At 59.5% G+C, this 24397-nt stretch carries 28 protein-coding genes and 1 tRNA gene; 17 read left to right on the top strand and 12 right to left on the bottom strand.

Annotated elements, in window-relative coordinates; all coding sequences use genetic code 11:
• Positions 1-2 precede the first annotated feature (2 nt).
• Positions 3-1202, bottom strand: coding sequence for a glutamine-hydrolyzing carbamoyl-phosphate synthase small subunit (gene carA, locus WC811_RS17145; RefSeq protein WP_372646540.1), 1200 nt, complete (start codon positions 1200-1202; stop codon positions 3-5).
• A 170-nt stretch (positions 1203-1372) separates the two neighbouring features.
• On the opposite strand from carA, the gene WC811_RS17140 reads away from it, so the two are divergent.
• The 7 genes from WC811_RS17140 (at position 1373) to WC811_RS17110 (ending at position 8826) form a co-directional block, all read left to right on the top strand.
• Entirely contained in the window at positions 1373-1810 is a 438-nt protein-coding gene (locus WC811_RS17140) for a GatB/YqeY domain-containing protein (protein WP_372646539.1), read from the top strand.
• Between the two features lie 205 nt (positions 1811-2015).
• Positions 2016-4004, top strand: a complete 1989-nt coding sequence (dnaG, locus tag WC811_RS17135) for a DNA primase (protein ID WP_372646538.1) — start codon at positions 2016-2018, stop codon at positions 4002-4004.
• Positions 4005-4109: 105 nt separating this feature from the next.
• Entirely contained in the window at positions 4110-6086 is a 1977-nt protein-coding gene (gene rpoD, locus WC811_RS17130) for an RNA polymerase sigma factor RpoD (protein WP_372646537.1), read from the top strand.
• Positions 6087-6184: 98 nt separating this feature from the next.
• The gene (mtnB, locus tag WC811_RS17125; RefSeq protein ID WP_372646536.1) at positions 6185-6835 is read left to right on the top strand and encodes a methylthioribulose 1-phosphate dehydratase; all 651 of its coding nucleotides are present in this window, start codon (positions 6185-6187) and stop codon (positions 6833-6835) included.
• Positions 6832-7380 carry an acireductone dioxygenase gene (locus WC811_RS17120; RefSeq protein ID WP_372646535.1) on the top strand — a complete coding sequence of 183 codons (549 nt, stop codon included), beginning with the start codon at positions 6832-6834 and terminating at the stop codon, positions 7378-7380. The genes mtnB and WC811_RS17120 overlap by 4 nt, the downstream gene beginning before the upstream one ends.
• Before the next feature lie 52 nt (positions 7381-7432).
• Positions 7433-8128, top strand: coding sequence for an acireductone synthase (gene mtnC, locus WC811_RS17115; protein ID WP_372646534.1), 696 nt, complete (start codon positions 7433-7435; stop codon positions 8126-8128).
• 203 nt (positions 8129-8331) lie between these two features.
• A complete protein-coding gene (locus tag WC811_RS17110; protein WP_372646533.1) occupies positions 8332-8826 on the top strand; it encodes a VOC family protein in 495 nt (164 codons plus the stop codon).
• A 47-nt stretch (positions 8827-8873) separates the two neighbouring features.
• Here the strand turns inward: WC811_RS17110 and greA are convergent, their stop codons facing one another.
• The gene (greA, locus tag WC811_RS17105; protein WP_372646532.1) at positions 8874-9332 is read right to left on the bottom strand and encodes a transcription elongation factor GreA; all 459 of its coding nucleotides are present in this window, start codon (positions 9330-9332) and stop codon (positions 8874-8876) included.
• A gap of 37 nt (positions 9333-9369) precedes the next feature.
• Here greA and WC811_RS17100 point away from each other — a divergent pair, with 37 nt between their 5' ends.
• Positions 9370-9789: a secondary thiamine-phosphate synthase enzyme YjbQ gene (locus tag WC811_RS17100; protein WP_372646531.1), complete on the top strand. Its 420-nt coding sequence runs from the start codon at positions 9370-9372 to the stop codon at positions 9787-9789.
• 498 nt (positions 9790-10287) lie between these two features.
• Here the strand turns inward: WC811_RS17100 and WC811_RS17095 are convergent, their stop codons facing one another.
• Together WC811_RS17095 and WC811_RS17090 are read right to left on the bottom strand one after the other, a co-directional pair.
• Entirely contained in the window at positions 10288-10356 is a 69-nt protein-coding gene (locus tag WC811_RS17095; RefSeq protein WP_372646745.1) for a hypothetical protein, read from the bottom strand.
• Positions 10357-10457: 101 nt separating this feature from the next.
• Positions 10458-11078: a TIGR02466 family protein gene (locus tag WC811_RS17090; protein WP_372646530.1), complete on the bottom strand. Its 621-nt coding sequence runs from the start codon at positions 11076-11078 to the stop codon at positions 10458-10460.
• A 137-nt stretch (positions 11079-11215) separates the two neighbouring features.
• Between WC811_RS17090 and WC811_RS17085 the strand changes: the two genes are divergently transcribed.
• The 3 genes from WC811_RS17085 to WC811_RS17075 are packed head-to-tail and all read left to right on the top strand — an operon-like array spanning position 11216 to position 13178.
• Positions 11216-11650 carry a ketosteroid isomerase-related protein gene (locus tag WC811_RS17085; protein ID WP_372646528.1) on the top strand — a complete coding sequence of 145 codons (435 nt, stop codon included), beginning with the start codon at positions 11216-11218 and terminating at the stop codon, positions 11648-11650.
• 14 nt (positions 11651-11664) lie between these two features.
• Positions 11665-12273 carry a GNAT family N-acetyltransferase gene (locus WC811_RS17080; RefSeq protein ID WP_372646526.1) on the top strand — a complete coding sequence of 203 codons (609 nt, stop codon included), beginning with the start codon at positions 11665-11667 and terminating at the stop codon, positions 12271-12273.
• On the top strand, positions 12273-13178 hold the full coding sequence (locus tag WC811_RS17075; protein ID WP_372646525.1) for a carbon-nitrogen hydrolase family protein: 906 nt from the start codon (positions 12273-12275) through the stop codon (positions 13176-13178). Before WC811_RS17080 ends, WC811_RS17075 begins: the two co-directional genes overlap by 1 nt.
• 62 nt (positions 13179-13240) lie before the next feature.
• Here the strand turns inward: WC811_RS17075 and WC811_RS17070 are convergent, their stop codons facing one another.
• Entirely contained in the window at positions 13241-13972 is a 732-nt protein-coding gene (locus WC811_RS17070; protein ID WP_372646523.1) for an SIMPL domain-containing protein, read from the bottom strand.
• A gap of 213 nt (positions 13973-14185) precedes the next feature.
• On the opposite strand from WC811_RS17070, the gene WC811_RS17065 reads away from it, so the two are divergent.
• Complete coding sequence (locus WC811_RS17065) at positions 14186-14953, top strand: hypothetical protein (RefSeq protein ID WP_372646522.1); 768 nt, start codon at positions 14186-14188, stop codon at positions 14951-14953.
• Positions 14954-15049: 96 nt separating this feature from the next.
• Positions 15050-15125: transfer RNA gene (locus tag WC811_RS17060), tRNA-Ile, on the top strand.
• Positions 15126-15242: 117 nt separating this feature from the next.
• Here the strand turns inward: WC811_RS17060 and WC811_RS17055 are convergent.
• Entirely contained in the window at positions 15243-15716 is a 474-nt protein-coding gene (locus tag WC811_RS17055; protein WP_372646520.1) for a VOC family protein, read from the bottom strand.
• A gap of 278 nt (positions 15717-15994) precedes the next feature.
• Between WC811_RS17055 and WC811_RS17050 the strand changes: the two genes are divergently transcribed.
• On the top strand, positions 15995-16465 hold the full coding sequence (locus WC811_RS17050) for a hypothetical protein (protein WP_372646519.1): 471 nt from the start codon (positions 15995-15997) through the stop codon (positions 16463-16465).
• Between the two features lie 105 nt (positions 16466-16570).
• Here the strand turns inward: WC811_RS17050 and WC811_RS17045 are convergent, their stop codons facing one another.
• Entirely contained in the window at positions 16571-16774 is a 204-nt protein-coding gene (locus tag WC811_RS17045; RefSeq protein WP_372646518.1) for a hypothetical protein, read from the bottom strand.
• A gap of 376 nt (positions 16775-17150) precedes the next feature.
• Positions 17151-17978, bottom strand: coding sequence for an LssY C-terminal domain-containing protein (locus WC811_RS17040; RefSeq protein ID WP_372646517.1), 828 nt, complete (start codon positions 17976-17978; stop codon positions 17151-17153).
• Between the two features lie 117 nt (positions 17979-18095).
• On the opposite strand from WC811_RS17040, the gene WC811_RS17035 reads away from it, so the two are divergent.
• From WC811_RS17035 to WC811_RS17025, 3 genes are all read left to right on the top strand, one after another.
• Entirely contained in the window at positions 18096-18554 is a 459-nt protein-coding gene (locus WC811_RS17035; RefSeq protein WP_372646516.1) for a hypothetical protein, read from the top strand.
• Between the two features lie 141 nt (positions 18555-18695).
• Positions 18696-19094 (top strand): DUF305 domain-containing protein, encoded by a 399-nt coding sequence (locus WC811_RS17030; protein ID WP_372646515.1) that lies wholly within the window; start codon positions 18696-18698, stop codon positions 19092-19094.
• Positions 19095-19333: 239 nt separating this feature from the next.
• Positions 19334-20560: an MFS transporter gene (locus tag WC811_RS17025; RefSeq protein ID WP_372646514.1), complete on the top strand. Its 1227-nt coding sequence runs from the start codon at positions 19334-19336 to the stop codon at positions 20558-20560.
• Between the two features lie 104 nt (positions 20561-20664).
• Here WC811_RS17025 and WC811_RS17020 read toward each other — a convergent pair whose 3' ends face one another.
• The 4 genes from WC811_RS17020 to WC811_RS17005 form a co-directional block, all read right to left on the bottom strand.
• The gene (locus WC811_RS17020) at positions 20665-20856 is read right to left on the bottom strand and encodes a hypothetical protein (RefSeq protein ID WP_372646513.1); all 192 of its coding nucleotides are present in this window, start codon (positions 20854-20856) and stop codon (positions 20665-20667) included.
• A 74-nt stretch (positions 20857-20930) separates the two neighbouring features.
• Complete coding sequence (locus WC811_RS17015) at positions 20931-22343, bottom strand: ammonium transporter (protein WP_372646512.1); 1413 nt, start codon at positions 22341-22343, stop codon at positions 20931-20933.
• 330 nt (positions 22344-22673) lie between these two features.
• On the bottom strand, positions 22674-23816 hold the full coding sequence (locus tag WC811_RS17010) for an L-lactate dehydrogenase (RefSeq protein ID WP_372646511.1): 1143 nt from the start codon (positions 23814-23816) through the stop codon (positions 22674-22676).
• A gap of 43 nt (positions 23817-23859) precedes the next feature.
• On the bottom strand, positions 23860-24240 hold the full coding sequence (locus tag WC811_RS17005) for a cyclophilin-like fold protein (RefSeq protein ID WP_372646509.1): 381 nt from the start codon (positions 24238-24240) through the stop codon (positions 23860-23862).
• Positions 24241-24397: the final 157 nt, after the last annotated feature.

Raw genomic sequence — 24397 nt, 5'->3', positions numbered from 1 at the left:
TGTCAGCGCTCGCGGCTCGTCGGCAAGCCTTTTTGCTCGCGCATCATGTTGACGAAGCGCGTGAAGAGATAATGGCTGTCCTGCGGACCTGGCGACGCTTCGGGGTGATGCTGCACGGAGAACACCGGCTTGCCTTGGAGGGACAGGCCGCAGTTCGAACCATCGAACAGCGAGATGTGGGTTTCGACGACGCCGTCCGGCAGGCTATCGCGGTCGACCGCGAAGCCGTGATTCATCGATACGATCTCGACCTTGTTGGTCGTGAAGTCCTTCACGGGATGGTTGGCGCCGTGATGCCCCTGGTGCATCTTTTTCGTCGTCGCGCCGAGCGCGAGGCCGAGCATTTGATGGCCGAGGCAGATGCCGAACACCGGCTTACCGCTATCGACGAGCTTCTTGATCTCGGGAACAGCGTATTCGCCGGTCGCCGCCGGGTCGCCGGGTCCGTTGGAGAGAAATACGCCGTCGGGCTTGCGCGCCAAGATATCCTCAGCCTTCTCGGTCGCGGGCACGACGGTGACTTTGCAGCCGGCCGACGCGAGGCAGCGCAGGATGTTGCGCTTCAGGCCGTAGTCGACGGCGACGACGTGGAAATCGGGGTTTTCGTTGCGCTCGTAGCCCTTGTTCCAGACCCAGCGCTGCTCGTCCCACGAATAGCTCTGGCCGCTCGTCACTTCGGGAACGAGGTCCAGCCCCAAGAGCCCATGCCAGGACTTCGCTTCGGCCTTCAGCGCCTCAATGTCGAACTTGCCCGACGGAGCGTGCGCGATGACGCCGTTCGGCATACCGCGCTCGCGAATGCGCGCCGTCAACGCGCGGGTGTCGACGCCGGAGATGGCAATGATGCCGCGCGTCTTCAGCCAAGCATCGAGATTGTCGGCCGAGCGATAGTTCGACGGAGCGGTGATGTCGGCGCGCAGAATGCAACCGCGCACGCCCGAGCGCGACGCAAGGTTCGATGTCTCGGTGTCTTCCGGGTTGGCACCGACGTTGCCTATATGCGGAAAGGTAAAGGTGATGATCTGCGCGGCGTAGCTCGGATCCGTCAGGATTTCTTGATAGCCGGTGATCGCAGTATTAAAGCAGACCTCACCGACGGCTGTTCCCGTTGCACCGAGACCGCGTCCGGCGATGACGGTTCCGTCGTCGAGCACGAGGCGCGCCGTCAGAGGCACTTCTGTCCAGGGTTCCGGTGCGGTCATCTGTCATCCGTTAATGGAAAGCGTGTGGGGGCGCCAAGTCGCGCGGAACCTAGGGTAACGACCTTTCGACGTCAATTACGGACAGGCCGAGAAAGTTCTCTCGTCGCAAAGGCTTGCCCGGGCATATGCGCAACCCGTAAACCATTCTTCAGACCTCAAGGAGACGCACCATGCGCGCGAAGATCAACGCGGACCTCAAAACGGCGATGAAAGCCGGCGAAAAGCAAAGAGTGGGAACACTCAGGCTCATCAACGCGGCCATTCAATCCGCAGAGATCGAAGCGAAGAAAGACTTGGATGACGCGGGTATCCTTGCAGTCATGACCAAGATGGTGAAGCAACGACGGGATTCAATCGCTCAGTATACAAGCGGGGGCCGTCCAGAGCTTGCAGCCGTCGAGCAAGCCGAGATCGACATCATCGAAGCCTATCTGCCGCAGCAAATGGACGAAGCCGCCGTTGCCACCGCCATTGCCGACGCCATCAAAGAAGCTGGCGCGGCTTCGCCCAAGGATATGGGCAAGGTGATGGGCGTGCTCAAAGCCAAGTATGCCGGGCAGATGGATTTCCAGAAGGCCAGCGCGGCGGTGAAGGCGGCGCTCGCCTGATGGCACGGCGCGTTGTGCTCAATGCGCGTGCACAGAAATTGCGCCCGTGCTGTGGAAAGCGGGTACGGTTTTCTATGACAAGGCGTTGAATGGGCGAGCTTCTGAGCGAATCACCTATTGATCAGTCTGCTGCAAGCCTCTCGACGAGGGTGCGACGCGGCACATCGCTCACCTGAGGCATACTTTCCCGAGGCATCCCGCGCCCATGCGCTTCAGTCCGAACTTCCTGGATGAGATCCGCTCCCGGCTATCGGTTAGCCAGGTGGTGGGCCGGAAAGTCGCGCTGAAAAAGGCGGGCCGCGAATTTCGCGGTCTGTCTCCGTTCAAGGCGGAAAAAAGCCCGTCGTTCTTCGTCAACGATCAGAAGGGCTTTTACCACTGCTTCGCATCGGGCGAGCATGGCGACATCTTCACCTTCGTGATGAAGACGGAAGGGTTGGAATTCCCTGAAGCTGTCGAGCGGCTTGCGGCTGAAGCGGGCGTGCCGATGCCGAAGGCCATCGAGCGCAACGTCGAGCAGGAAGACCAGCGCGACCGGCTTTACCGGCTGCTCGAAGAGTCGGCGGAGTTCTTCGAAGGCTCATTGCGGACGGGTCTGGGCGGGGAAGCCCGCCGATACCTCGAAAAGCGCGGACTCGCGGCGGAGACGATCGCGCGCTTCCGACTTGGTTTCGCGCCGAATTCGCGGACGGCGCTCGGAGCGCATTTAAAGGCGAAAGGTTTTTCGGCAGCCGACATGGCAACGGCGGGAATGCTGATCGCGGGCGACGATATTCCCGAGCCTTACGACCGCTTCCGCAACCGAGTGATCTTTCCGATCCTCGACCTCAAGGGGCGAGTCATCGCCTTCGGGGGACGCGCCCTCGATAAAGACGCCCCCGCCAAATACCTGAATTCGCCCGAGACGCCGCTGTTTCACAAGGGGCACATCCTGTTCAATGCCGCGCGCGCCCGGACCGCGGGACACGAGAAGAACAGGGTCATCGTCGTCGAGGGCTACATGGACGTCGTAGCGCTGAGCGAGGCGGGCTTTACAGAAACCGTCGCGCCGCTCGGGACAGCGCTCACTGAAGACCAATTGAAGCTGCTATGGCGCTTTGCGCCGGAACCGGTGCTTTGCTTCGACGGCGACACCGCCGGGCAGAAGGCCGCTGACCGGTCGATCGAAGTTGCCCTACCCTGGGTCAAGCCCGGCGTCAGCGTGGCGTTCGCGTTCCTGCCGAACGGTCTCGATCCGGATGATTTGATCCGCCAGCAGGGCGCGTCGGCCATGGCAGAGGTCTTGGGCAAAACGCGGCCGCTTATCGACGTCCTCTGGGACCGCGAGATCAAAGCCCAGCCGACCGGTACGCCGGAACAGCGGGCAGCGCTCGAAGCTCGCCTCAACGCCCTCACCGCCTCCATTCAGGACGCGACGGTTCGCAGCCATTACTCGCGCGAGCTGAGAGACAGGTTGTATCAACTTGGTCGCGAGCAATCATCCATGCGTCTCGCCTCTCAAACTGGACGACCTAACAGCTTTCGCGGCCAATCCTCGTATGCGCGCCCCGTCGCTGCCGCCGACTGGCGCCTGCGGGATCGGAACCGCCTTAGCGGCACTTCCGGCGAGCGGCGCTTTCCGGGGCGCCGTGACGCACCTCCCATCTCTCAACTCGCGAGCCCCGAGCTTGTTGGACACTTCCAGAGCATATCTCCCCGGGAAGCGCTCATCATAAAAACGCTTCTTAACCATCCGTGGTTGATTGATGAGTATTCAGAGGCGATTGCGGCCATCGAGTTCGCCGCGCCCGCGCTTTCGGTGCTTCGCGATGAGATTTTAGGGGTCCATGCTCGCCAAAATTCACTTGACACTACCACTTTGCGCACCCAATTGAGCAAATCGGGGGTTGCAAAGGTGGTGGACCTCGTCGCGCGAACGATTACGCACATCAGCGACCGTTTTGCCGAGCCAGATGCTTCCGCCACCGATGTCGAAGCCGCCTGGCACCATATTCTTGCGCTGCATCAGCGACAGGCCGCACTCGGCCATGCCCTGAAAGCAGCTGAGGAAGCTTGGTATCGGGATTGCACAGAAGAGGCCGAGATTCGCCTTCTCGACATCAAACGCCAAATCGCCCGCGAGGCGGCGGTGAATGAAATGGACGAAGAGTTCGATCAACCCGACGACGACGCTTCACACGTTAAACGCGCTTGATCGGTGCGTTATTTCGCTTTCCGGCTTCCGATACCGCAGTTCGGAGCCTAAATCAAAATTGAGCCGTTTTCCGTGCGGGAGCGGCGCAGACGACAAGGAACACAGATGGCACGCGCCCAGCAGGCAGTCCAGAAGACCGATGACAAAGAGCAGGCAGCCGATGCGCCCGAGCGCGACAGCCCCCTCCTCGACCTATCGGACCAGGCGGTCAAGCGTCTTCTGAAGACAGCCAAGGCGAAGGGCTACGTCACGCTCGATCAGCTGAACTCGGTGCTGCCGTCGGAAGAGGTTTCGTCCGATCAGATCGAGGATCTCTACGCCACGCTCTCCGACATGGGCATTACCGTTGTCGAGCAGGAGGAAGGCGAAGAGAAAGAAGAAGCTACAGAAGAACCCGACGAGGAAGAAGGCCGGTCGCTCGTTGCCCAGAGCAGCAGCGCTCTTACCAAATCCGAAGGCAAGTCGGAGCCGACCGAGCGGACCGACGATCCTGTCCGCATGTATCTTCGCGAAATGGGTTCGGTCGAGTTGCTTTCGCGCGAAGGCGAAATCGCGATTGCGAAGCGCATCGAAGCCGGCCGTGAGGCGATGATCGCGGGCCTGTGCGAAAGCCCGCTGACCTTCCAGGCCATCATCATCTGGCGCGACGAACTCAACGACGGCAAGATCCTGCTTCGCGACATCATCGATCTCGAAGCGACCTACGAAGGTCCCGAGGCCAAGGAAGTCCCGATCATGCCCGCAGAAGGCGGGCCTCCGCAGGCTGAACCTGAGACGCAGTCGGGCGATAGCGACGACGACGACGAGTTCGAGAACGCGATGTCGCTCGCAGCGATGGAAGCCGAACTCAAGCCGAAGGTTCTCGAAACCTTCGACCAGATCGCCGGAACCTACAAAAAGCTCCGCAAGCAGCAGGACAAGAAGCTCGAACAGCAGCTTGTCGGCGAACAGGGCTCGCGGCAACAGCAGAAGATTTACGAAAAAGTCCGCGACGAGATCATCGTCGACGTGAAGTCGCTGTCGCTTAACAACAACCGTATCGAAAGCTTGGTCGAGCAGCTCTACGCGATCAATAAGCGGCTTATCGGACTTGAAGGCCGCTTGATGCGCCTTGCCGACAGCTACGGCGTGCCGCGCCAGCACTTCATCGACGAATACTACGGCAACGAGCTTGACCAAACGTGGCTCGACCGCGTTGCAAACAATGGCAAGAAGTGGGGCCAGTTCGTCAAGGTCGAGCGCGTTACGGTCGAGAATATCCGGGGCGAGATCCATCAGCTCGCGACGGAGACCGGCCTCGAAATTCCGGAATACCGCCGCATCGTCAAGGCGGTGCAGAAGGGCGAGCGCGAAGCCCGCCAGGCCAAGAAGGAAATGGTCGAAGCCAACCTGCGCCTCGTCATTTCCATCGCCAAGAAATACACGAACCGCGGTCTGCAGTTCCTCGATCTCATTCAGGAGGGCAACATCGGTTTGATGAAGGCCGTCGATAAGTTCGAGTACCGCCGCGGTTATAAGTTCTCGACCTACGCGACGTGGTGGATCCGGCAGGCGATCACGCGTTCGATCGCGGATCAGGCGCGCACGATCCGTATTCCGGTCCACATGATCGAGACGATCAACAAGATCGTCCGCACGTCGCGCCAGATGCTGCACGAAATCGGCCGCGAGCCGACGCCTGAAGAGCTGGCTGAAAAGCTGGCGATGCCGCTTGAGAAAGTGCGCAAGGTTCTGAAAATCGCGAAGGAGCCGATCTCGCTCGAAACGCCGATTGGCGACGAAGAAGATTCGCATCTCGGCGATTTCATTGAAGATCGCAATGCCGTGCTGCCGATCGAAGCCGCGATCCAGTCGAACCTCAGGGATACCACGACCCGCGTGCTCGCCTCGCTGACGCCGCGCGAAGAGCGCGTGCTGCGCATGCGTTTCGGCATCGGCATGAACACCGACCACACGCTCGAAGAAGTCGGACAGCAGTTCTCGGTCACGCGCGAGCGTATTCGCCAGATCGAAGCCAAGGCGCTTCGGAAGCTGAAGCACCCGAGCCGGTCACGGAAGCTTAGAAGCTTCCTGGACAACTGATCGGATCCTAAAGGGCCGCTATAGCGGCCCTTTTCATGTGATAATGGAATAAGATAGTAGTCATTCAACTATCATAAAATCAGTGGATCACTGTCATCATGACAGTGGCGCTCGCGATCCTCGAAAATGATGACGTCGACACGGCAATCGACGCCGTGATCGACGCTGGGCGTTATGCATCCAGCCGGCACTGGGTGCCCGCGACTTCGGGAAATTTCTCCGTAAGGATCGATGCAACACGTATTGCGATTACGCGGAGCGGTATCGATAAGGGCGCGCTGACGGCTTCCGACGTTTTGGTTCAATCCATCGACGCGCCGCTATTGCCTGGTTCATCTGCCGAGGCAGCACTGCACATCAGGCAATATGCCGACAACCCAGACGTCGGCGCCATTTTTCACATTCATGGTCTCTGCTCATCCGTGATCGGGCAAGCCCATCTTGCTCAAGGCGCCGTGCATCTCAACGGCTGGGAATTGCAAAAGGCCTTTTCGGGTGTGACGACCCATGGCGTGACTGTCGAAGTTCCCGTCTTCGCCAACGATCAGGATATCGACACGCTTTCGCACCGAATTGCCTCGCGCCTCGCCGAGCCGGTACCGCCCGGCCAATTCCGCGCGCCGGGATATCTGCTCGCGGGCCATGGTCTGTCCGCTTGGGGACGAACGCCTCGCGATGCCACACGCCACTTGCAGGCGTTTGAAGCCCTCTTCAATCAGGTTCTTACGATCAGGAGTTATTGCCCATGACGCAACTCGTCGTTTACTCGGCAACCGATGCCTCCGATGTCCTGCTGGACACGATTGATTTTGCCGTAATCCGAGAGGAACTCGCTCAGTCCGGTGCCGCTATCGAGCGATGGAAAGCCGAGGCGCCGCTGTCATCGGATGCCACTTCCGAAGAAATTTTATCGGCTTACAAACCTCAAATCGATCGTTTGAAAGCAGAGCGCGGATATGGCAATGCCGACGTCATTCACGTTCGTCCGGGCAATCCGAACTGGCCGGCTTTGCGGCAGAAGTTTCTGAGCGAGCATACACACGACGAAGACGAGGTTCGGTTTTTCGTTGAAGGAAGCGGTGCCTTCTATCTCCACGTCGAAGATAAGGTTTATCAAATCGTCGGAACGGCCGATGATTTGCTTTCCGTTCCGCAGGGCACCAAGCATTGGTTCGATGGTGGATCGGAAGGAAATTTCACTGTGATCCGTCTGTTCAACGATGCCGCGGGCTGGATTGCTCATTACACCGGTGACGCGATTGCCGAGAGCGTACCGACGTACGAAGCGGCCTGACGTGCGCAATACTATCAGCGAACCTCAGACGAGGACGGCGGACAAGCGACCCTTGTCGAGCATCACAGCGGATGCCGTGTTGCTCGATATCGAGGGGACGATCAGCCCGATCAGCTTTGTACGCGATACGCTGTTTCCCTACTCGCGAGATCGTCTCAAAGATTTCGTGTCCACCAATCTCGCGAGCCCAGTCGTTCAAGATATTCTCACGCAGGCGGAGGCGCTTGCTGACGGAGGCGACGCTGTAACCGCGCTCCTCGATTGGCAGGAGCGCGACGTCAAGGCTCCGCCGCTCAAGGCCCTACAAGGATTGATTTGGGAAAGCGGCTATCGCTCCGGCGCATTCAGGAGCCCGATTTTTCCGGATGCTTTTTTGGCAGTGAAGCAGTGGAAGGCTGCCTCTCTTCCCATCTATATTTACTCGTCCGGCTCCGTGCAGGCGCAGCTGCTCTTCTTTGAATTCAACGTGGAAGGTGATGTACAGCCGCTGTTTAGCGGATACTTCGATACGACCATCGGCCCCAAAAACGGGGCGTCCTCCTACCTTCGTATATCGGAGCAAATCGGCGCCTCTCCCGGCGACATCGTCTTCTTTTCCGACAACGAGAAAGAACTGCAAGCTGCGCGAGCGGCGGCGCTGCAGACCGTGCATGTCGTGAAGGGCGAAACGCTGTATCATCCGGATTTCCTTGGAATTTCGGACTTTTGCGATGTCGCCGTCGCGCGCAAGGAACACAGCCCGGCGTGAGGTGTTATCCTCTCGGAATGGGATTCCTTCGCCTCCGAAGAATTTAGCGCTATTCCTAGTTCGGCCGCGTGAAGCGTAACAGTTTCTTCAAGAGGCCTTCTTTCGCGGTAAAAATCACTCGACGGGATTGCGCCGATGCCGCGCCATTCTTCGCGCATCCTCAAAAACAATCGCGGCGGAATACAAAAAAATGGAGGAGCGAAATGTCCGAAGTTCAGGAGAAACCTGGCGGCATCAGAAGCGAAAATTGCCAGGCCATCACCCCTCACCTCGTTTGCGCAGGCGCGGCCGACGCCATCGATTTTTATAAGAAGGCGTTCGGCGCGGAAGAGGTCATGCGATTGGCCAGCCCAAACGGCAAGCTGATGCATGCCGCGATCAAGATCGGCAACGCCAGCGTCATGCTGGTCGATGAACTGCCGGAATGGGGATCGTCGTCGCCGCTGACGCTCGGCGGCAGTCCGGTGACCCTCCATCTTTACGTTGCCGACGTCGACGCCTTTGTCGCGCGTGCGGTGAAGGCCGGAGCTATCCTCCGCATGCCGGTCGAAGATATGTTCTGGGGTGATCGTTACGGCATCATCGAAGATCCGTTCGGACACAAGTGGTCGGTGGCGACGCATCTGCGTGACATGAGCGGAGACGAGATCGAAGAGGCGATGAAGAAATTCATGCCGCCTCGCGGCAGCGCGTCATAGGCGACAACCGCTCGAAGCGGCTACAATTCGATCGACTGAAGCTTACGCTATTCGATCTTGATGATCTCGACTTCGCCCGCTCCCGCGGCGACGGTGTCGCCGACGCTCTTTTCCAACAGCGCCTGCGCGAGGGGGGAGACGTAAGAGATTTTGCCTTTCGAGGGATCGGATTCGTCCTCGCCGACGATGCGGAACGTCTGCACGCGGCCATCGTCTCGCTCGAGCGTGACGGTCGATCCGAATGCAACGACCGAAGCGCTTTTAGGCGCGGCTTGAACCTCTGCTGTCGCGAGACGTTGGTTCCAATAGCGCAGGTCGCGGGAGATGCGCTGGATCACATCGCGGTCGCTTGCTCGCTGTCCGTCGGCAAGTTCGTCCTGAAGCCGTTCGACCTCGGCTTCGATCAGGGCTAACCCTTCGGGCGTAACGAGATTGCGGTGCTCGGAAAGGAGCTTCTCGGGAAGCTCTTCGACGGCGTCTGATTCTCGGACGAATGCTCTGCTCATCGAAGTAATATAAACACTTTCCAAGGCCGGCACCAGAATGCGTCAGCACCAAGAAACGATAACCATCGAGACCCGCGGCCAAAGCCTGATCGAATTCACGCGAGACGTTGCGCGGATCTTAAAGGCTTCAGGCATCGAGACGGGCTTGGCGCACGTCTTTTGCCGCCATACCTCGGCGTCGCTGCTGATCCAGGAGAACGCCGACCCGGATGTGCAGCGCGATCTCGTCGCGTTCTTCAAGCGGCTGGTTCCGGATGGAGATCCGCTTTTCATCCATCGCGCCGAGGGGCCGGACGACATGCCGGCGCACGTCAAAAGTGCACTGACGCAACCAACGCTGACGATCCCGATTTCGAACGGCCGGATGATGCTCGGGGCGTGGCAGGGCATTTATCTTTTCGAGCATCGGATGCAGCCACATACGCGGCAGGTGGTGGTTCACGTGATGGGCGATTAACGCTTCCTTTTGGCATCGCCCTGAAACATCCCTGGCTTACCAAAGAGCAGAGACCGTCCGCCGACCTTCCCTCAAAGGAGTGACCCATGCGCTTGCCGCTCATCCCCATGAACACCCTGACTCCGGAGCAGAAAGCTCTCTACGCGGACATGAAGCAGGGCATTCAAAGCCACTTCAAAGGCTTCACCGCAATCAACGAGGACGGCCAGCTTATCGGGCCTTGGAACCCGTGGCTGCGGTTCCCGCAATTCGGCGGCCCAGTCTGGGAATTGACCAAGGCGATGTCGTTTTCGCCGAAGTTGCCGCGGCCGGTGCGCGAGATCGCGATCCTCGTTACGGGCACGAAGTTTCACGCCGCATACGAACTCTATGCGCACGTTCTCGTCGCGGAGTTGCGCGGACTCTCCGATGACAAGATCACGACCATCATTTCCGGGCACAGACCGAGTGACCTAAGCAGCGAGGAAACGATTGCTTACGATCTCTCATCGAGCCTCGTCACCGGAAGCACGCTTCCGGCGCTAACGTACAAGCGCGCGGTCGGCGCATTCGGCGAAGACGGCGCAGCAGAGTTCATCTACCTCGTCGGACTCTATTGCGCGGTCTCCGTCATCCTGAACGGCTTCGACGTGCCGCTGCCCGATGACGGGACGGCGGACTGATCCGCATCAATCCAGGCGGTAGTTGAAGCTTACCGAGACGCGCTCGGCTTTGGCGTGATTGACCGGCACTTCATGGCGAAGCCAACTTTCCCACAGCAAGAGCGTGCCGGGCGACGGCGCGACCGAGACGAACGTCTCGTTCTTGCCCTTCGCCGAGGGCTTTTTCGGCGGAGCGGCCATCAGCATCGGCAGCCTCGGGTCTTCGTATTTGATCGCGCTGGCGTCCTTGGGGACGGCCAAATACAGCGTGCCGCTAATGACCGAATGCGGGTGAATATGCGAGCCGTGACGCCCGCCGGGCTTCAGGACGTTGATCCAGAGGCTATCAAGCGTCAGACGCCGGCCGGCAAGGTCGAACTCCAGCATGCGGCCAAAGGCGGATACCTGGCGATCTAGGACCGTGACGAGATCGGCAAAAGCCGGATGCCGGTCGGGCAGATCGTTGAGAGACGCATAAGATGTATATCCCGGATAATCATGGACTTTCGACCACCCCTGCCCCGCGCGGTCGGCGGCCGCGATGTCGTGCGCTGCGGCAAGAAGTTCGGATACGAGCGCGGACGTCGCGCCGCGCTGAAGCTCTTCACGGTAAATCTGGGTGACAAAAAGCTCTTGGACCCGTGCCATGGCCTATTCCCAACTGCTCAACGGAAGGTGAAATGTCGCGTTTACCGCAACATCCTTGCGCATGGAAGGAGGGAACCTGAACTGCTAAGACCCCCCGACCGAATTGAATCTAAAAAAGCTTACCGGAGAAGCCCCCGATGTCCGACACAACCCCTGAATCGCAAGCTCGCGCCGCGACGGCCGCTCTCATCCGCGATTATTACGCGGCCTTCAATCGCGGCGACACCGACGGCATGCTCAATTTCCTGACCGACGACGTGATCCACGACATTAACCAGGGCGAGCGCCGCCAGGGCATCGAGAAGTTTCGCGCCTTCAATGCGCGCATGACGCACAATTACAAGGAAGAGCTGAAGGACATCACCGTGATGGTGTCGAAGGACGCGACGCGCGCCTCAGCCGAATTCAACGTCCACGGCATTTATAAGAACTCCGAAGAAGGTCTGCCGGACGCCGTCGGCCAGAAGTACGTTCTGCCCGCCGGTACGTTCTTCGCGGTCCGCGACGGCAAAATCTCCCGCGTCACCACCTACTACAATCTCACCGACTGGATCGCGCAGGTCGCGGGCTAAGGGACCGACAAGGCATGGCTGCCGACGAGAAAAAGAAGCTCGTGGTGAAATCGGTGACGGGACCGGATATTCTTCCGGTGCTGTCCGATCTAAGCCGGCTGCGGATGATCGTTTTTCGAGATTGGCCGTATCTCTATGAAGGCACGCTCGAATACGAACAAAAATATCTGGAGAAGTTTGCACAGGCCAAGGGCGCGGTTGTCATCTGCGCCTACGACGGCGACGCGATGGTCGGCGCATCGACCGGCGCGCCGATGATCGAGCATGCCGACGAATTCGGCGAGCCATTCAAAAAAGCCGGTTACGACATCTCCAAGATCTTCTACTGCGGCGAGAGCGTGCTGCTCAAAAGCCATCGCGGCCATGGTCTCGGACACGCCTTTTTCGACGGGCGCGAAGCACAGGCAAAAGCGCTCGGCGGCTTTACGCACTCCTCGTTCTGCCGCGTCGTGCGGCCGGACGATCATCCGTTGAAACCGGCGGATTACGCCCCACTTGATCCGTTCTGGAGAAAGCGGGGCTATGAACCGGTCGAGGGCCTCGTCGCCACCTATGAATGGCAGGACGTCGACCAACCCGGCGAAACGCCCCACAAGATGCAATTCTGGATGAAGACACTCTGATGCGTCGTGAGACCCTTAAAGTCGCAAGTTCTCAATATCCGATCGGCCAGCCGAACACGCTTGCCGAGTGGGAGGAGAAGATTGCGCTTTGGGTCAAGACCGGAGCCGCGACCGGCGCAGAGCTTCTGATCTTTCCGGAATACGCAGCGATTGAGCAGGCGGCTTGCTTCGGCCCGGAGGTCTACAGCGATCTGCAGGCGACGCTCGCCAAGGTCGCCGAGATCACGGGCGCACGCGTCCAGCTTCACGTCGATCTCGCCAAGAAGCACAAAGTCCACATTCTCGTGGGCTCCGGGCCTGACAAGACGGCTAGCGGCCAATTCGTCAACTCGGCGCAGCTCGTCACGCCGAAGGGTTCGGTCGGGGTGCAAGAGAAGCTGATTATGACGCCGTTCGAGCGCAGCTGGGGCGTGACAGCGGGCAAGCAGGTTCGCGTGTTCGAGACATCGATCGGCAAGTTCGGCATCGCGATTTGCTATGACAGCGAATTTCCGCTCATCGCACGCGCCATGGCGGAAGCCGGTGCGGAAGTGCTGCTTGTTCCATCATGCACGGAGCGCGTGTCAGGCTATCACCGCGTTCGCACCGGCTCGATGGCGCGGGCACTCGAAAACACCATCGCTGCGGTTCAGAGCCCGACCGTCGGCGATGCGCCGTGGTCTCCTGCCGTTGATTTCAATGCCGGTGCGGCGGGCATCTACGTGCCGTCGGAACACGACGTTTCCGATACGGGCGTGCTCGCGGAAGGTACCCTCAACGGAGCGGAATGGGTGACGGCCGAGATTAATCTCGCGCGCCTCGCCCGCCTGCGTGAGACGGGCGAGATGCACAATTACGGCGATTGGTCGGTGCAGCCTGGTGCACCTACGCCAAAGGTCAACGTCGAAGTCGTGAAGCTTGTTTAATTGGCTTCCGACTCTCCTTCGTCCGATCCCCACCTTCGCGGGGAGGGCGGAAGCCGACTTTCTTACTTCAGCGCCCAGGTGACCGTGACGCGCGCTTCGAGCGTGCTGGTGCCGGTTTCGATGGGAACCGATGACGCGGCCGCCTTCGCGAGGCGCGGCGCGTACATCACCGGGCCGCTCGACGTCGTTTCTTCTGAGATCTGGAGGACGTCGCCGACTTCGGTGCCGGCGGCAGCCGCCAGAAGCTTGGCGCGACGCAGGGCGTTGGCTACGGCTTCCTTGCGAGCATCATCCTTGAGAGTGTCTTCCTTCGAGACCTCGAACGCGAGACCCTGAATCTGGTTGGCGCCCGCGCTCACGACATTATCGAGCACGTCGCCGAGCTGATCCAGCTTTCTCACGAGTACGATGACCTGATTGCTGACTCGATAGCCACGAACTTTCGGCGGCTGGCCGTCCTTGGAATAATCCATCACTGGCTCGACGTTGAAGGACGCCGTTTGGATATCCTTGGCGTCGATGCCCTTCGCTTTCAGCTCGCCGATGATCTTGCTCATCGTCTCGCTGTTTTTCGTCAACGCGTCGCGGGCGGTCTCGGCTTCGGTGGAAACTCCCGACGTGATGCGGGCGCGGTCGGGCTCGGCTTCCGCCGTGCCGGCTGCCGAGACGGTTATCGTCCGTTCCATGGGCTTGTCCTCTGCGCGCAAGACGGTTGACGGGATCATGAGCACCGCCGCCACGCCGCCGATCTTGAGTGCTGAAAGGATCACTTGAGGACGCAAAGCGCTTAACATCGATGTCTCCTGACGTTTTTCCGTGGTGGCTATCGTCGCTTCGAGGACAAATGACGGCGAAACGCTGTCTTTGGGGTGAATGGGCACTCGTTCCACCGCCCGATGCGAGTGCCGCCGCCTTGCGACGCCCGCATCTCCTGCTATAGCATTTGCCGGTGGCTGGCCGCGGATTGCTCGGCCCCAAGGCTATTGAAAGCGCGCAGAGAATTGAGAATGGTCGATACCAAGTCTCGAGACGAAATTAACACAAAGAACCAGAGTCCCGACATTCGTCGGTCTTTCGACTCGGATTTTGTCGTCATCGGGTTTTTCACGCCGAATTACGAACCGTCGGCGTCCGCGTTTTCGAAAAACCTCATCGAGCATCGCATCTCGCACCATCTTTATGCGCGCCCGGTTCTCGGCGACAGCTGGTATTCGCAGACGCGGCAGAAGCCGACGGTCCTGGCGCTTGCGCGGACCGACTATCCCGATCGGCCGCTGATTTTCATGGACGTCGATTGCACGGTTCGCGGCGACGTCAGCGGCATTCTGCAATCGCCAGGCGATCTGGCGATGCGAACCAAGGGTACGGCTTTAGGATCGGTGCGGCGCGCGCTGAAGCCGACGACGCGTGTCCTGCTTCTTCGGCCGACGGCGGGGGCGGACGCGTTTGTCGCCGCCTGGGAAGCGGGCTGTCAACATGCCGGAAAGGGCGATTCCGCCGAGGCGGTCCTCATCGAAGTCATGTCTGACAGTCCTGAGCGCTATGCGGTCGGGACGTTGCCTCTCACGTACGCAGGCATCGAATTGCACGATGCGCCGGTCAATGCCGTCATCGTCCATGACAGCATTCACGATCAGACCCGTCCGGCCTGGGCCTTGCGCCGAAGTGCGCAGCGCTACTTTCGTGCCGGCCGGAACGCGGCCTTTCGCCTTGCAACCGGCAAGACCTACGACGAGCGTTACGGCAAGCGCGGCGCGCGAAGCCGGCCGCAATAGTCCCGTCCCCCTCCCGTCGCGGCGACAGAATGCCTGACACAAAATCGTCGTTGAGGCTGTCCGCCCGGCGAACATCTGGTATGAGAAGCACCGCGTGGGCCCGTAGCTCAATGGTTAGAGCTGACGGCTCATAACCGTCTGGTTCCAGGTTCGAGTCCTGGCGGGCCCACCATTAAAATCAATGAGTTATCGATGTCCTAGGGCGGGTCGCGCTCGAACTTACGATGTAAGACGACAATCTCCGGCGCCATCGCTTCGAAACCGGATGAACATTGCTGGTACTGGAAAGCTAGCCGCGCTGCGCCGCATCGATCGTGGCGATATCGATTTTCCGCATCGTCATCATCGCATCAAATGCGCGCTTGGCTTTTTCGCCGCCGGCTGCCAGCGCGCCCGTGAGGATGCGCGGCGTAATCTGCCAGGATATGCCCCACTTGTCTTTGCACCAGCCGCATTCGCTTTCCTCGCCGCCATTGCCGACGATCGCGTTCCAGTATCGGTCGGTCTCCTCCTGATTGTCGGTGGCGATCTGGAACGAGAATGCCTCGCTGTGCTTGACGTGAGGACCGCCATTAAGACCGATGCAGGGGATACCGGCGACGGTAAATTCTACAATCAGTACGTCGCCTTCCTTTCCAGATGGGAAGTCGCCAGGGGCACGATGGATTTCGCCCACCGAGCTTTCAGGAAACGTCTCAGCATAGAAACGAGCGGCAGCTTCAGCGTCCTTATCGTACCAAACGCAGATCGTATTTTTGCCCATGAAGATTTTTCCCTACGTTGAATTGCAGTTGTGCAAACAGCTTCAATAGATGGGCCGGCCGGGCCCCCACCAGCCAAGTAATTGCTCTTTGTATGTGTACGGCATGGCGGTGCCTTCGCGGCTGCCCTTAGGACGACACTGCGGACGTCATACCGACACTCGATCGCGATTAATTTTCAAAGTCCGCCTGACGTAATTAATCATTGCTTTCAAAATCGCTGAGACCTTCGCGACCGTGGGCTAATCTGAGGCTGATGATCGGTACTAGAGAGCCAGCCATGCATTGCAAGCGCGCGCTTTTTGTTGCTGTTACCGGTTCAGCGCTCGTCGCACTCGCGACCTCCGCCGGCGCCCAAAGTTTCACGACGCGTATTGTGACCCACGATTACTCTGGTGCGATCATTTCCCGTGAACATGGCGTGCGCGTCATTCGTCCGCTGCCGCCGGAGCGCCAAGTCATCATCAACCCGGATCGAGTGCCCCTGTCCCTCAGCTACAGCGACACGCGAATTTACGGATATATACCGTCGTCGAGCGCGGGTGATGCTGGCGCTGCCGGTGGGACCCGTTATGGACCCGATGGCGAGATCTACTCCGCGCCTGCTTGGGGCCGTGGTTTCCGCGGCCACGGGGGATTCAATCATTTCAACGGGCATTTCAATGGGCGGCGAGGTGGAATGCCCGGCGCCCATCCAGGAACGCCTGGATTCAATCACGGAGCGGCCCACGGCTTTTCGTCGGTACGCTAAGACCGCGCCCGGCAGACCGACGCCACACACTCCGGCGGACGACCAAAGCGTGTGGCGAACTTCCGCCCTGTGACGGAGGCGACTAGGTTGCCGCCACCGCGTCGCTCAGCACTTCAGCCAACCAAACATCCGATGTCCAAACTTCTCCGTTCGATCAGCGACACGCTTCGCGAAGCTTGTCGTGCCATCGACAGCGGACGAGACTTCGGACCGCATGTTCTTGAATCCGAGGCAATGAGCCTCTGAGACCGCGGGCAATGTGACGAGCGCAGCAATTCCCATTGCGGCACCAAGGACTGTACGTTTCATGCGAGAACTCCTGTTTGCCTTTCAACGATAGATAGAATCTACGCCGATTGGGCCGGACAGCGAGCGTGTGTCGCGGTGTTGGTTAGCCGCGAGTGAAAGCGGTTATTTCGCCTTGGATGTTAACGGCGGGCATCGGGCCGAAAAGATGCTGCGGGAACGCTTCCTTACCCCGGCACGTTTCTCGCTCCATGGACGACATGCGAGTTCTCTTTGCCGTGGTGGTAATTTTCGCGATTTTCGCGGTCGACATCGCATTCAACGGTGGCGCGTTGATGAACTGGATTGCCGCTCAGGTTGGATGGAATTGATCAATACCGCTGCCCGCGCGCCGATCAGAGTGTCGCGTCGGTGAATGGCTCGCTCGTCGACGTGAATGCTAATGCGGGATTGCTTCGATGTCGGCAACGGCGATGTCGCCATCGGTGACGTAATGATTGACCCGCCTGGTCACCACCTCGTCTCCGGTCTTATAATTGGTCACCTTTCCGATCACTCCGCAGTCGCGCAATTCGTTGACGACGTAATTGCGTTCGGCGTTGGTATCGGAGTCCGTGGCGTGGGTCATCTGGAAGGTCATGCTGGTCAGTGAAAAACCGGTATCCTTGGTGCCGGCTCCGACCCAGAGCGCGGGCTCGTTGTTCGACGGCCGCTGATCGTTCAGCCAGAAGTCCGGTGTTGCTAAATCAGCCTCCGCATACGCGAGGCTCTGTGCCCAGAAGCGAACATGGTGCCGCTTTCGCGGACTGTCATCGATCGCCTTTTGAAAGCCGACGTCCTGTCCGCGACCGAAGAGATAGAGGGTGCTGAAAGGCGCGGTGGGGTACGGCCTGTTAAGAACAAAAGCGCGGGCCATACGCCACGAGCTTGCGAGGTTCAGGGGGTCCGCTTCTACCCATCCGGCGACGGTAAACGCATTTCTGAGCTGATCGAAGGTGCCGGCCAAAGCCAAATTCACCGGATCGCCGGGGAGACCGTCTCCGGTGATCGTGAAGCTCGGCACGCGCTTGCGCTGGAGAACCTTGAGTCCCATCCTGACGGCGCGCGGAAGAATGAGATAGGCACCGATGGCGTAGGTGGCGATGAGGGCGAGGATCAACGGCAGCCGACGGTCCACGAGCTCAAAGACATCGACGATCAACCAAATGCTGAGTCCTCCAAGAGCTAGGATTACCGCCCGCTGCAACATTCGAATCGCGAACCGCATATGTGCGACCTCTCAGATGTTCGTCAGACATTGGATGGCAGGCGCGTGAAAAAATCAAATGGCGTTGACCTTGCATACCCCTACGGGGTATATTGCCGATCAACTTGTGAGATTTTTTTGAAGCTCTTTGACGTCATACGGCTCGTCCTTGCGACCGCCCTCCTCTTCTCCCTCTCGGGGACGATGGCGTTTGCGCATGCGTGCGATCACGATGGCGGACAGAGGCCGGCGGAGATTGCTCACGTCATGCATGCCGCTTCTCCGATGGCCGCTCATCTTCAAAATTCGTCCGATGCTAAGCTATCGCTGCGAACATTCGCGATACGGCACACGCCGCGCGATGCCGCGGTCGTTACAGCACATCCGGCCGGTCTATCGTCGATGCCGGGTTGCGGTCATGGCTGCTGCTGCCACGGTCGCTCCGCGTGCGCCATGGCTGGATGCGCGGCCCATGCCTTGCTGGCGGCCGATGACGTCTCGCCGCGGCCGCTGCGCTCAGGCAGGCTCGCATTCGAAATCTCGGACGTTCATTCGGGGCGCGTCGGTTCCGGCCTCGACCGTCCCCCAAAAGCCTGATCCCGCCAATTCCACGATGTCTCCGGCGTGCTCCGAGCGCGCTCGAGCATTTGCGCCTGTTCTATTTTTGCCCCGACTGATTGCGTTCGGCGATCCGAATGGCCGGAAACGCTACCCCATTTCATCGAAGGATTGAAGGCAATGAAACTTGCAACGCTCGCTATCACACTGACATCAGCTCTCGCGCTCTCGCTTGTGGCTGCAAAAGCCGAAGACATGAATATGCACGACATGAAAGGCATGAGCGGTATGAAGGGAATGAGCGACATGACGGACACTGCTCCGTCAGACGAATCGAAAGCTCTCAACGATGCGATGATGAAAATGCACGAGAAGATGACCATGAAAATGACCGGCGACGCCGACGTCGACTTTGTGCAAGGTATGATCCCGCATCACGAAGGCGCGGTCGACATGGCCAAAATCGAACTTCAGTATGGCAAGGACCCCGAGTTGCACAAACTCGCTGAAGACATCGTCAAGGCCCAGGAATCCGAGATCGCCTTCATGACGTCTTGGCTCAAAAAACACGACCAATAGCGCCGAGTGCACGGGAGATACGGCATCGGAGCGGGTAAGATCACGTACGTCACGCGCCTCATCGTGGAGTTTTTCGCCTTCGTGCCGTATTTCCTTCCTCGCCCCACACGATTGGCCGATGGACATCGCTTGCAAGGGCGTTATCTCGTGACGTAATGCGATGTGAAAGGCGGCGAGCCACATGCCGTTTTTCGTTCCCCTAGGACGCGCATAGCAATGGAGGCGGCGCCCGCCGATCAATGAGTTCGCCCGCCTCCTCTCGTGACACTCAAAGCCTCTGGCGCCATCGGCCGCTGCAATACTTTCTATGGGCGCGAGGGTTCTCGAAGTTTTCGTCGCAGATCCTGACCGTCGCCGTCGGCTGGCAAGTCTATGCCTTGACGAGCAGCGCGTTCGATCTCGGCATGGTCGGTCTAGTGCAATTTCTACCGACGGCGATTTTGGTTTTCGTCGCCGGGCATGCGTCGGACCAGTACGACCGTAAGCGTGTCATCCAGATCTGCCAAGTCGTCGAAGCTTCGGCCGCGATTTTTCTCGCCTGGGGCAGCTACGAGGGTTGGCTGACGGTGCCGCAGATTTTCGTAGCGGTCGCGCTTTTCGGTGTCGCCGGCGCGTTCGAGAGTCCTGCCACGGCTGCACTGCTTACGGGCGTCGCGCCGGAGGGCATGCTGCAGAAAGCGACGGCGCTTGCGACCGGCGTTTTCCAGGTCGCGGCTATTTCGGGACCTGCAATCGGCGGTCTCGCTTACGGTATCTCTCCGGCCGTGCCCTACGCTTGCATGGCGATTTTCTGGACGATCGCGGCGATCCTCAACGGTGCGATCAGGTTGGACCGCCCGACCGCGGCGCGCGAATCGCCGACGGCAGGTGCGCTGTTTGCCGGCGCGCATTTTGTCCGCACGCACCCGGCAATTCTCGGCACGATTTCGCTCGACCTTTTCGCTGTGCTGCTTGGTGGCGCGTCCGCGCTGCTGCCGATCTACGCGCGCGACATCCTCCATACCGGACCGTGGGGGCTCGGCATGTTGCGCGGCGCGCAAGCGGTCGGGGCTTTGATGATGACAGGCTTTCTAGCTCGCCATGCCATCACCAGACACATCGGGATGCGGATGTTCCAGGCGGTCATTGTCTTCGGGATGGCAACAGTGGTGTTCGCGCTCTCGCAGACCGTTTGGCTGTCCGTGCTGGCGCTCGCGGTGATGGGTGCCGCCGACACGATCAGCGTCGTCATCCGTGTTTCGCTCGTGCAGCTCGCGACGCCCGACGACATGCGCGGGCGGGTCGGCGCGGTGAACTTCCTGTTCATCAACGCGTCGAACCAGCTCGGCGAGTTCGAGAGCGGACTGACTGCGGCTCTTCTCGGCGCGGTGCCTGCCGCGGCTCTCGGCGGCCTTGGGACGATTGCGATTGCATTGATCTGGATGAAGCTCTTCCCCGTGCTGCGCAATCTGCAGCGGCTGGAATAGGACGCGACCAAATCAAAAACCCCGGTCCGGGAGCAATGGACCGGGGTTTCCAAGACGGAATTCCTCCGAAGCCAGGGGCCCGGCGGTTCTCCGTTGTGCGATATTTACTCAGCCGGGCTGGCGGTGAAGTCACCGATAATCGCTTTGTGATGCCGCGTTTCCATGCCGATCTGGAAGATGAAGAAGGCGATGAAAAACGCGAGAATGCCCAGTGCGAACAGCACTTCGTCACCGTGGAACGGATAGATGGCGGTGATGTCGGGAAGCTTGGTCAAGGTCGTGACGCCGGTGTTCATGAAACTCTCCTTTCGATTGGGGGGTCATGCAAACGGCCGGCGGCAGGCTTGTTATCCCGCCGCCAGCGCGAAGCTTAAATTCTGACTTCCTTACGCTGCAGCGCTTCGAAAGCAGCTTCCGCACCCGAAAGGTTGGGATACGTCGTGCTGATGTGCTCGCCGTCGAGACCGGTCAGCTCAACCTTCGCATCGACACGGAGCAAGCCGAGCATCTTCAGGATTTTGCCGAGGACATATCCCGGGATCAGGCCGAACCCGATTGCGAACACAAACGAGCCGATGGCGTTGCCGATCGGAGTTACGATCGGCAGACCTTCCGCGTTGGTGCCGAACCATCCGGCTCCTTCGGAAAGGGCCACAGCCGCGCCGGTACTCGGCATAATCGCGGGATAGCCCCAAAGCGCAAACCCGGCGACGATGCCTCCGAACAGTCCGCAATAGCCATGCACCGCAACCGCGCCCACGGCATCGTCGAGCTTGTACTTTTTCTCGACCCAGTTGTGCGCGTAGTACGCCATGACTGTACCGACGACCGCGATCGCGAGCGCGACAACGGGGTGGTACAGGTCGTTGCCGGCGCTTGCCGAGATCAGTCCGGTCAGACCACCGGAGAAGGTCCAGAAGGCATTACCGTTCGATACGAGGTAGGCCGTCATCATGCCGCCGAAGAGGGCAAGCAGGAAGTTCATCGTGACACCCGAGAGTGTGATCGGGAAGCCGTAGATGTTCGTTGCCGTCCAGTAAGCGGGCTGGCCTTCAGCCGCGACATTGGCCATCGGGATATGGCAGGCGGCATAGAAGCCGAAGAAGCCGACGTAGATCATGAAGAGACCGACGGTGACCATCCACGGATTGTGCGCCGGAATTTCGCGCGGCGTACCGTCTGACGCGAACTTGCCGATGCGCGGGCCAAGATTGAGGAGAACGCCAAGGGCCGCGAAGCCGGAAACAGAGTGAAGAACCGCCGAGCAATACTGATCGTGAAATCCGAGATATTGGGTCATCCAGCCGTTACCGGACCAACCCCACGCCGCCGGAATGACCCAAGCAACCGCACCGACATAGATCGCAATGATCAGGAAGCCCGACGTTTTCGCGCGTTCGATGATCGAGCCAGACACGATCGACGCCGCGGTCATGCCAAAGAGCGCAAATGCTCCCCAGAAGACGCCGGAAATCCGATCCGAAAGATTGGGAGCGAGCTTTTCAGACCAAGGTTCGAACCCGGTCGCAAAACTGACTGTCGTCGAATTCACCGGCCAGCCTTGCAGGCCGATGTACATCCACATGCCAAACAGGAAGAAGGCGAGACCAACGACGGGGATTGCCATCGCATTCTTCAGCAACGTGTGTTGAACGTTTTTCGTTCTCGCGACGCCAACTTCGTACATGCAGAAGCCGATGTGAATGAAGAACATCAAAACGATGGTCAGAAAGAAATAGAACTCGGTGAAAATCGTCAGCATTGCCGTGGATTGATCGGCCATAAGCGACTCCCCTCTGGGCCTGTTCCGCCATGTCCGGCGTCCAGGCAAAGTTACCTTACGAATTTGTAAGCGCACATTTCGTGCCAGAGCGGTCGACTTGGCATAGCCTACATTCTTCTGCGGAATTTCAACCAAATTGGCAGGAAAGCGCGCGCTTATTTGCTGGGTACGCAGGCATCTGCATAAAAACTTGCCATACATTCCCGTAAGCTTTGATGGCTGAAACGGCGTTCAAAACTTATGTAGCGTCGGCGCGATTGGGGCATCGGCAGCACGGCGTCGACAATGAGAAATGCGACGGCCGGAGCAACCGGCTGACTCGTTCTGGACTTAGCTCTCGAGGCAGTCGCGCGATATCCGGTCGATGGTGCGAACGCCGGCAAGCGCCATCGTCACGTCGAGCTCTTTGGCGATGAGATCAATCGCCTTGCCGACACCGGCCTCGCCCGCAGCGCAGAGACCATAAAGATAGCTGCGCCCGAGCAGGCACGCCCGTGCTCCGAGCGCGAGTGCACGGAACACGTCCTGGCCGGAGCGAATTCCGCCATCGAAGAAGACCTCGACGTCGGAGCCGACGGCGTCGACGATACGCGGCAGCATCGAAATCGACGATGCCGCGCCGTCGAGCTGGCGGCCGCCGTGATTGGAAACGACGATCGCCGACGCGCCGCTCTTGACCGCGAGCCGCGCGTCATCGACGTCCATGATGCCTTTGATGATGAGCTTGCCGGACCACTGTTCGCGAATCCACGCAACATCGTCCCACGACAACGCCTGATCGAACTGGCTTTGAATCCAGTCCATGTAGGAGCTGAGATTCTCGGTGCCGGGAATGCGGCCAACCACATTGCCGAAGGTCTTGCGCTTGCCCATCAGAACATTCGCGATCCATGCCGGTTTCGATGCGATGCGTCCGATGGTGGCGAGATTGATCCGCGGCGGAACCGTGAGGCCGCTGCGTACGTCGCGGTGGCGTTGACCGAGCACTTGCAGGTCGACCGTCAAGACGAGAGCGCTGCAGTTTGCCTTGCGCGCGCGAGCAATGAGATCCGCGACGAAGCCACGATCCTTCATGAAGTAGAGCTGAAACCAGAACGGCTTCGTGACCGCGGCCGCGACATCCTCGATCGAGCAGATCGACAGCGTGCTCAGTGTGTAGGGAATGCCGGCCTTTTCGGCGGCACGGGCCGCAGCGATTTCGCCATCTCGATAAGCCATGCCGCTCAAGCCGACCGGCGCCAACGCGAGCGGCAAAGGCTGCATCACGCCAAGTACGGTCTGGGATTGGTTGCGATTGGCGGCGCCGGCCAAGACACGCTGACGAATGCGAATGTTTGAAAGATCGCGGAGATTGGCGGCGAGCGTCGTCTCCGAATAAGAACCGGATTCGTAATAGCCCATGAAATCGCTCGGAACACGGCGATGCGCTAAGCGCCGGAGATCGTCGATGCAGGCAACCGACCTGAGAGTCACGAGACCCATCCGAACAGCACGTCAAGCATGAGAACCAATGCGCTCAACAATCGGCTTCGCTGACCGATATGGCGACGCCGGGATGTATGGCCTTGAGCTGGCGAACGTCGTCGAGCGCCTCCGCCCAAACATTGCATGGACCTGCCATGCGAATCTCACCGCGTGTTCTTGAAAGCGGTGTTGGGCCGAAGCCGATCGAGATGGCGTCACCTTCGGGCCAAAAGACAATGTCGCCGGCTTTTACGGTGACGCGGGCGTCAGGCTCAGCCGCAGAGCTTACCGGCGCATCGAAGTAGATTTCAGCGCCCCATGTGCGCGCTGCCGATTGAATCGGAAGCGCGGCCCATATTCGCTCCGCCGTTGGCGTGTCGAGGAGTCTTGCGCGAATGGCAACACTCCCGGCCCGGATGACGATCTTTCGCATACCGCACAATCCCGATCAGAGCTTCGCGACCGGGACTAGAAAGCGGCCGCAATTTGGAAGTGTCTCATTGAGAGAGGTCGCCATCAAGCGCTTTACTGCCCTTGGGTGCAAACAAAACGTCCTGCGCGCGTGAAAGTTGCGCAGGATTTGCTGTTTG

This window comes from Hyphomicrobium sp., from assembly GCF_041659645.1.
Lineage (GTDB): Bacteria > Pseudomonadota > Alphaproteobacteria > Rhizobiales > Hyphomicrobiaceae > Hyphomicrobium_B.
Note: the sequence above shows the minus strand (reverse complement) of the source record. Positions and strands in the feature narration are given on the sequence as shown.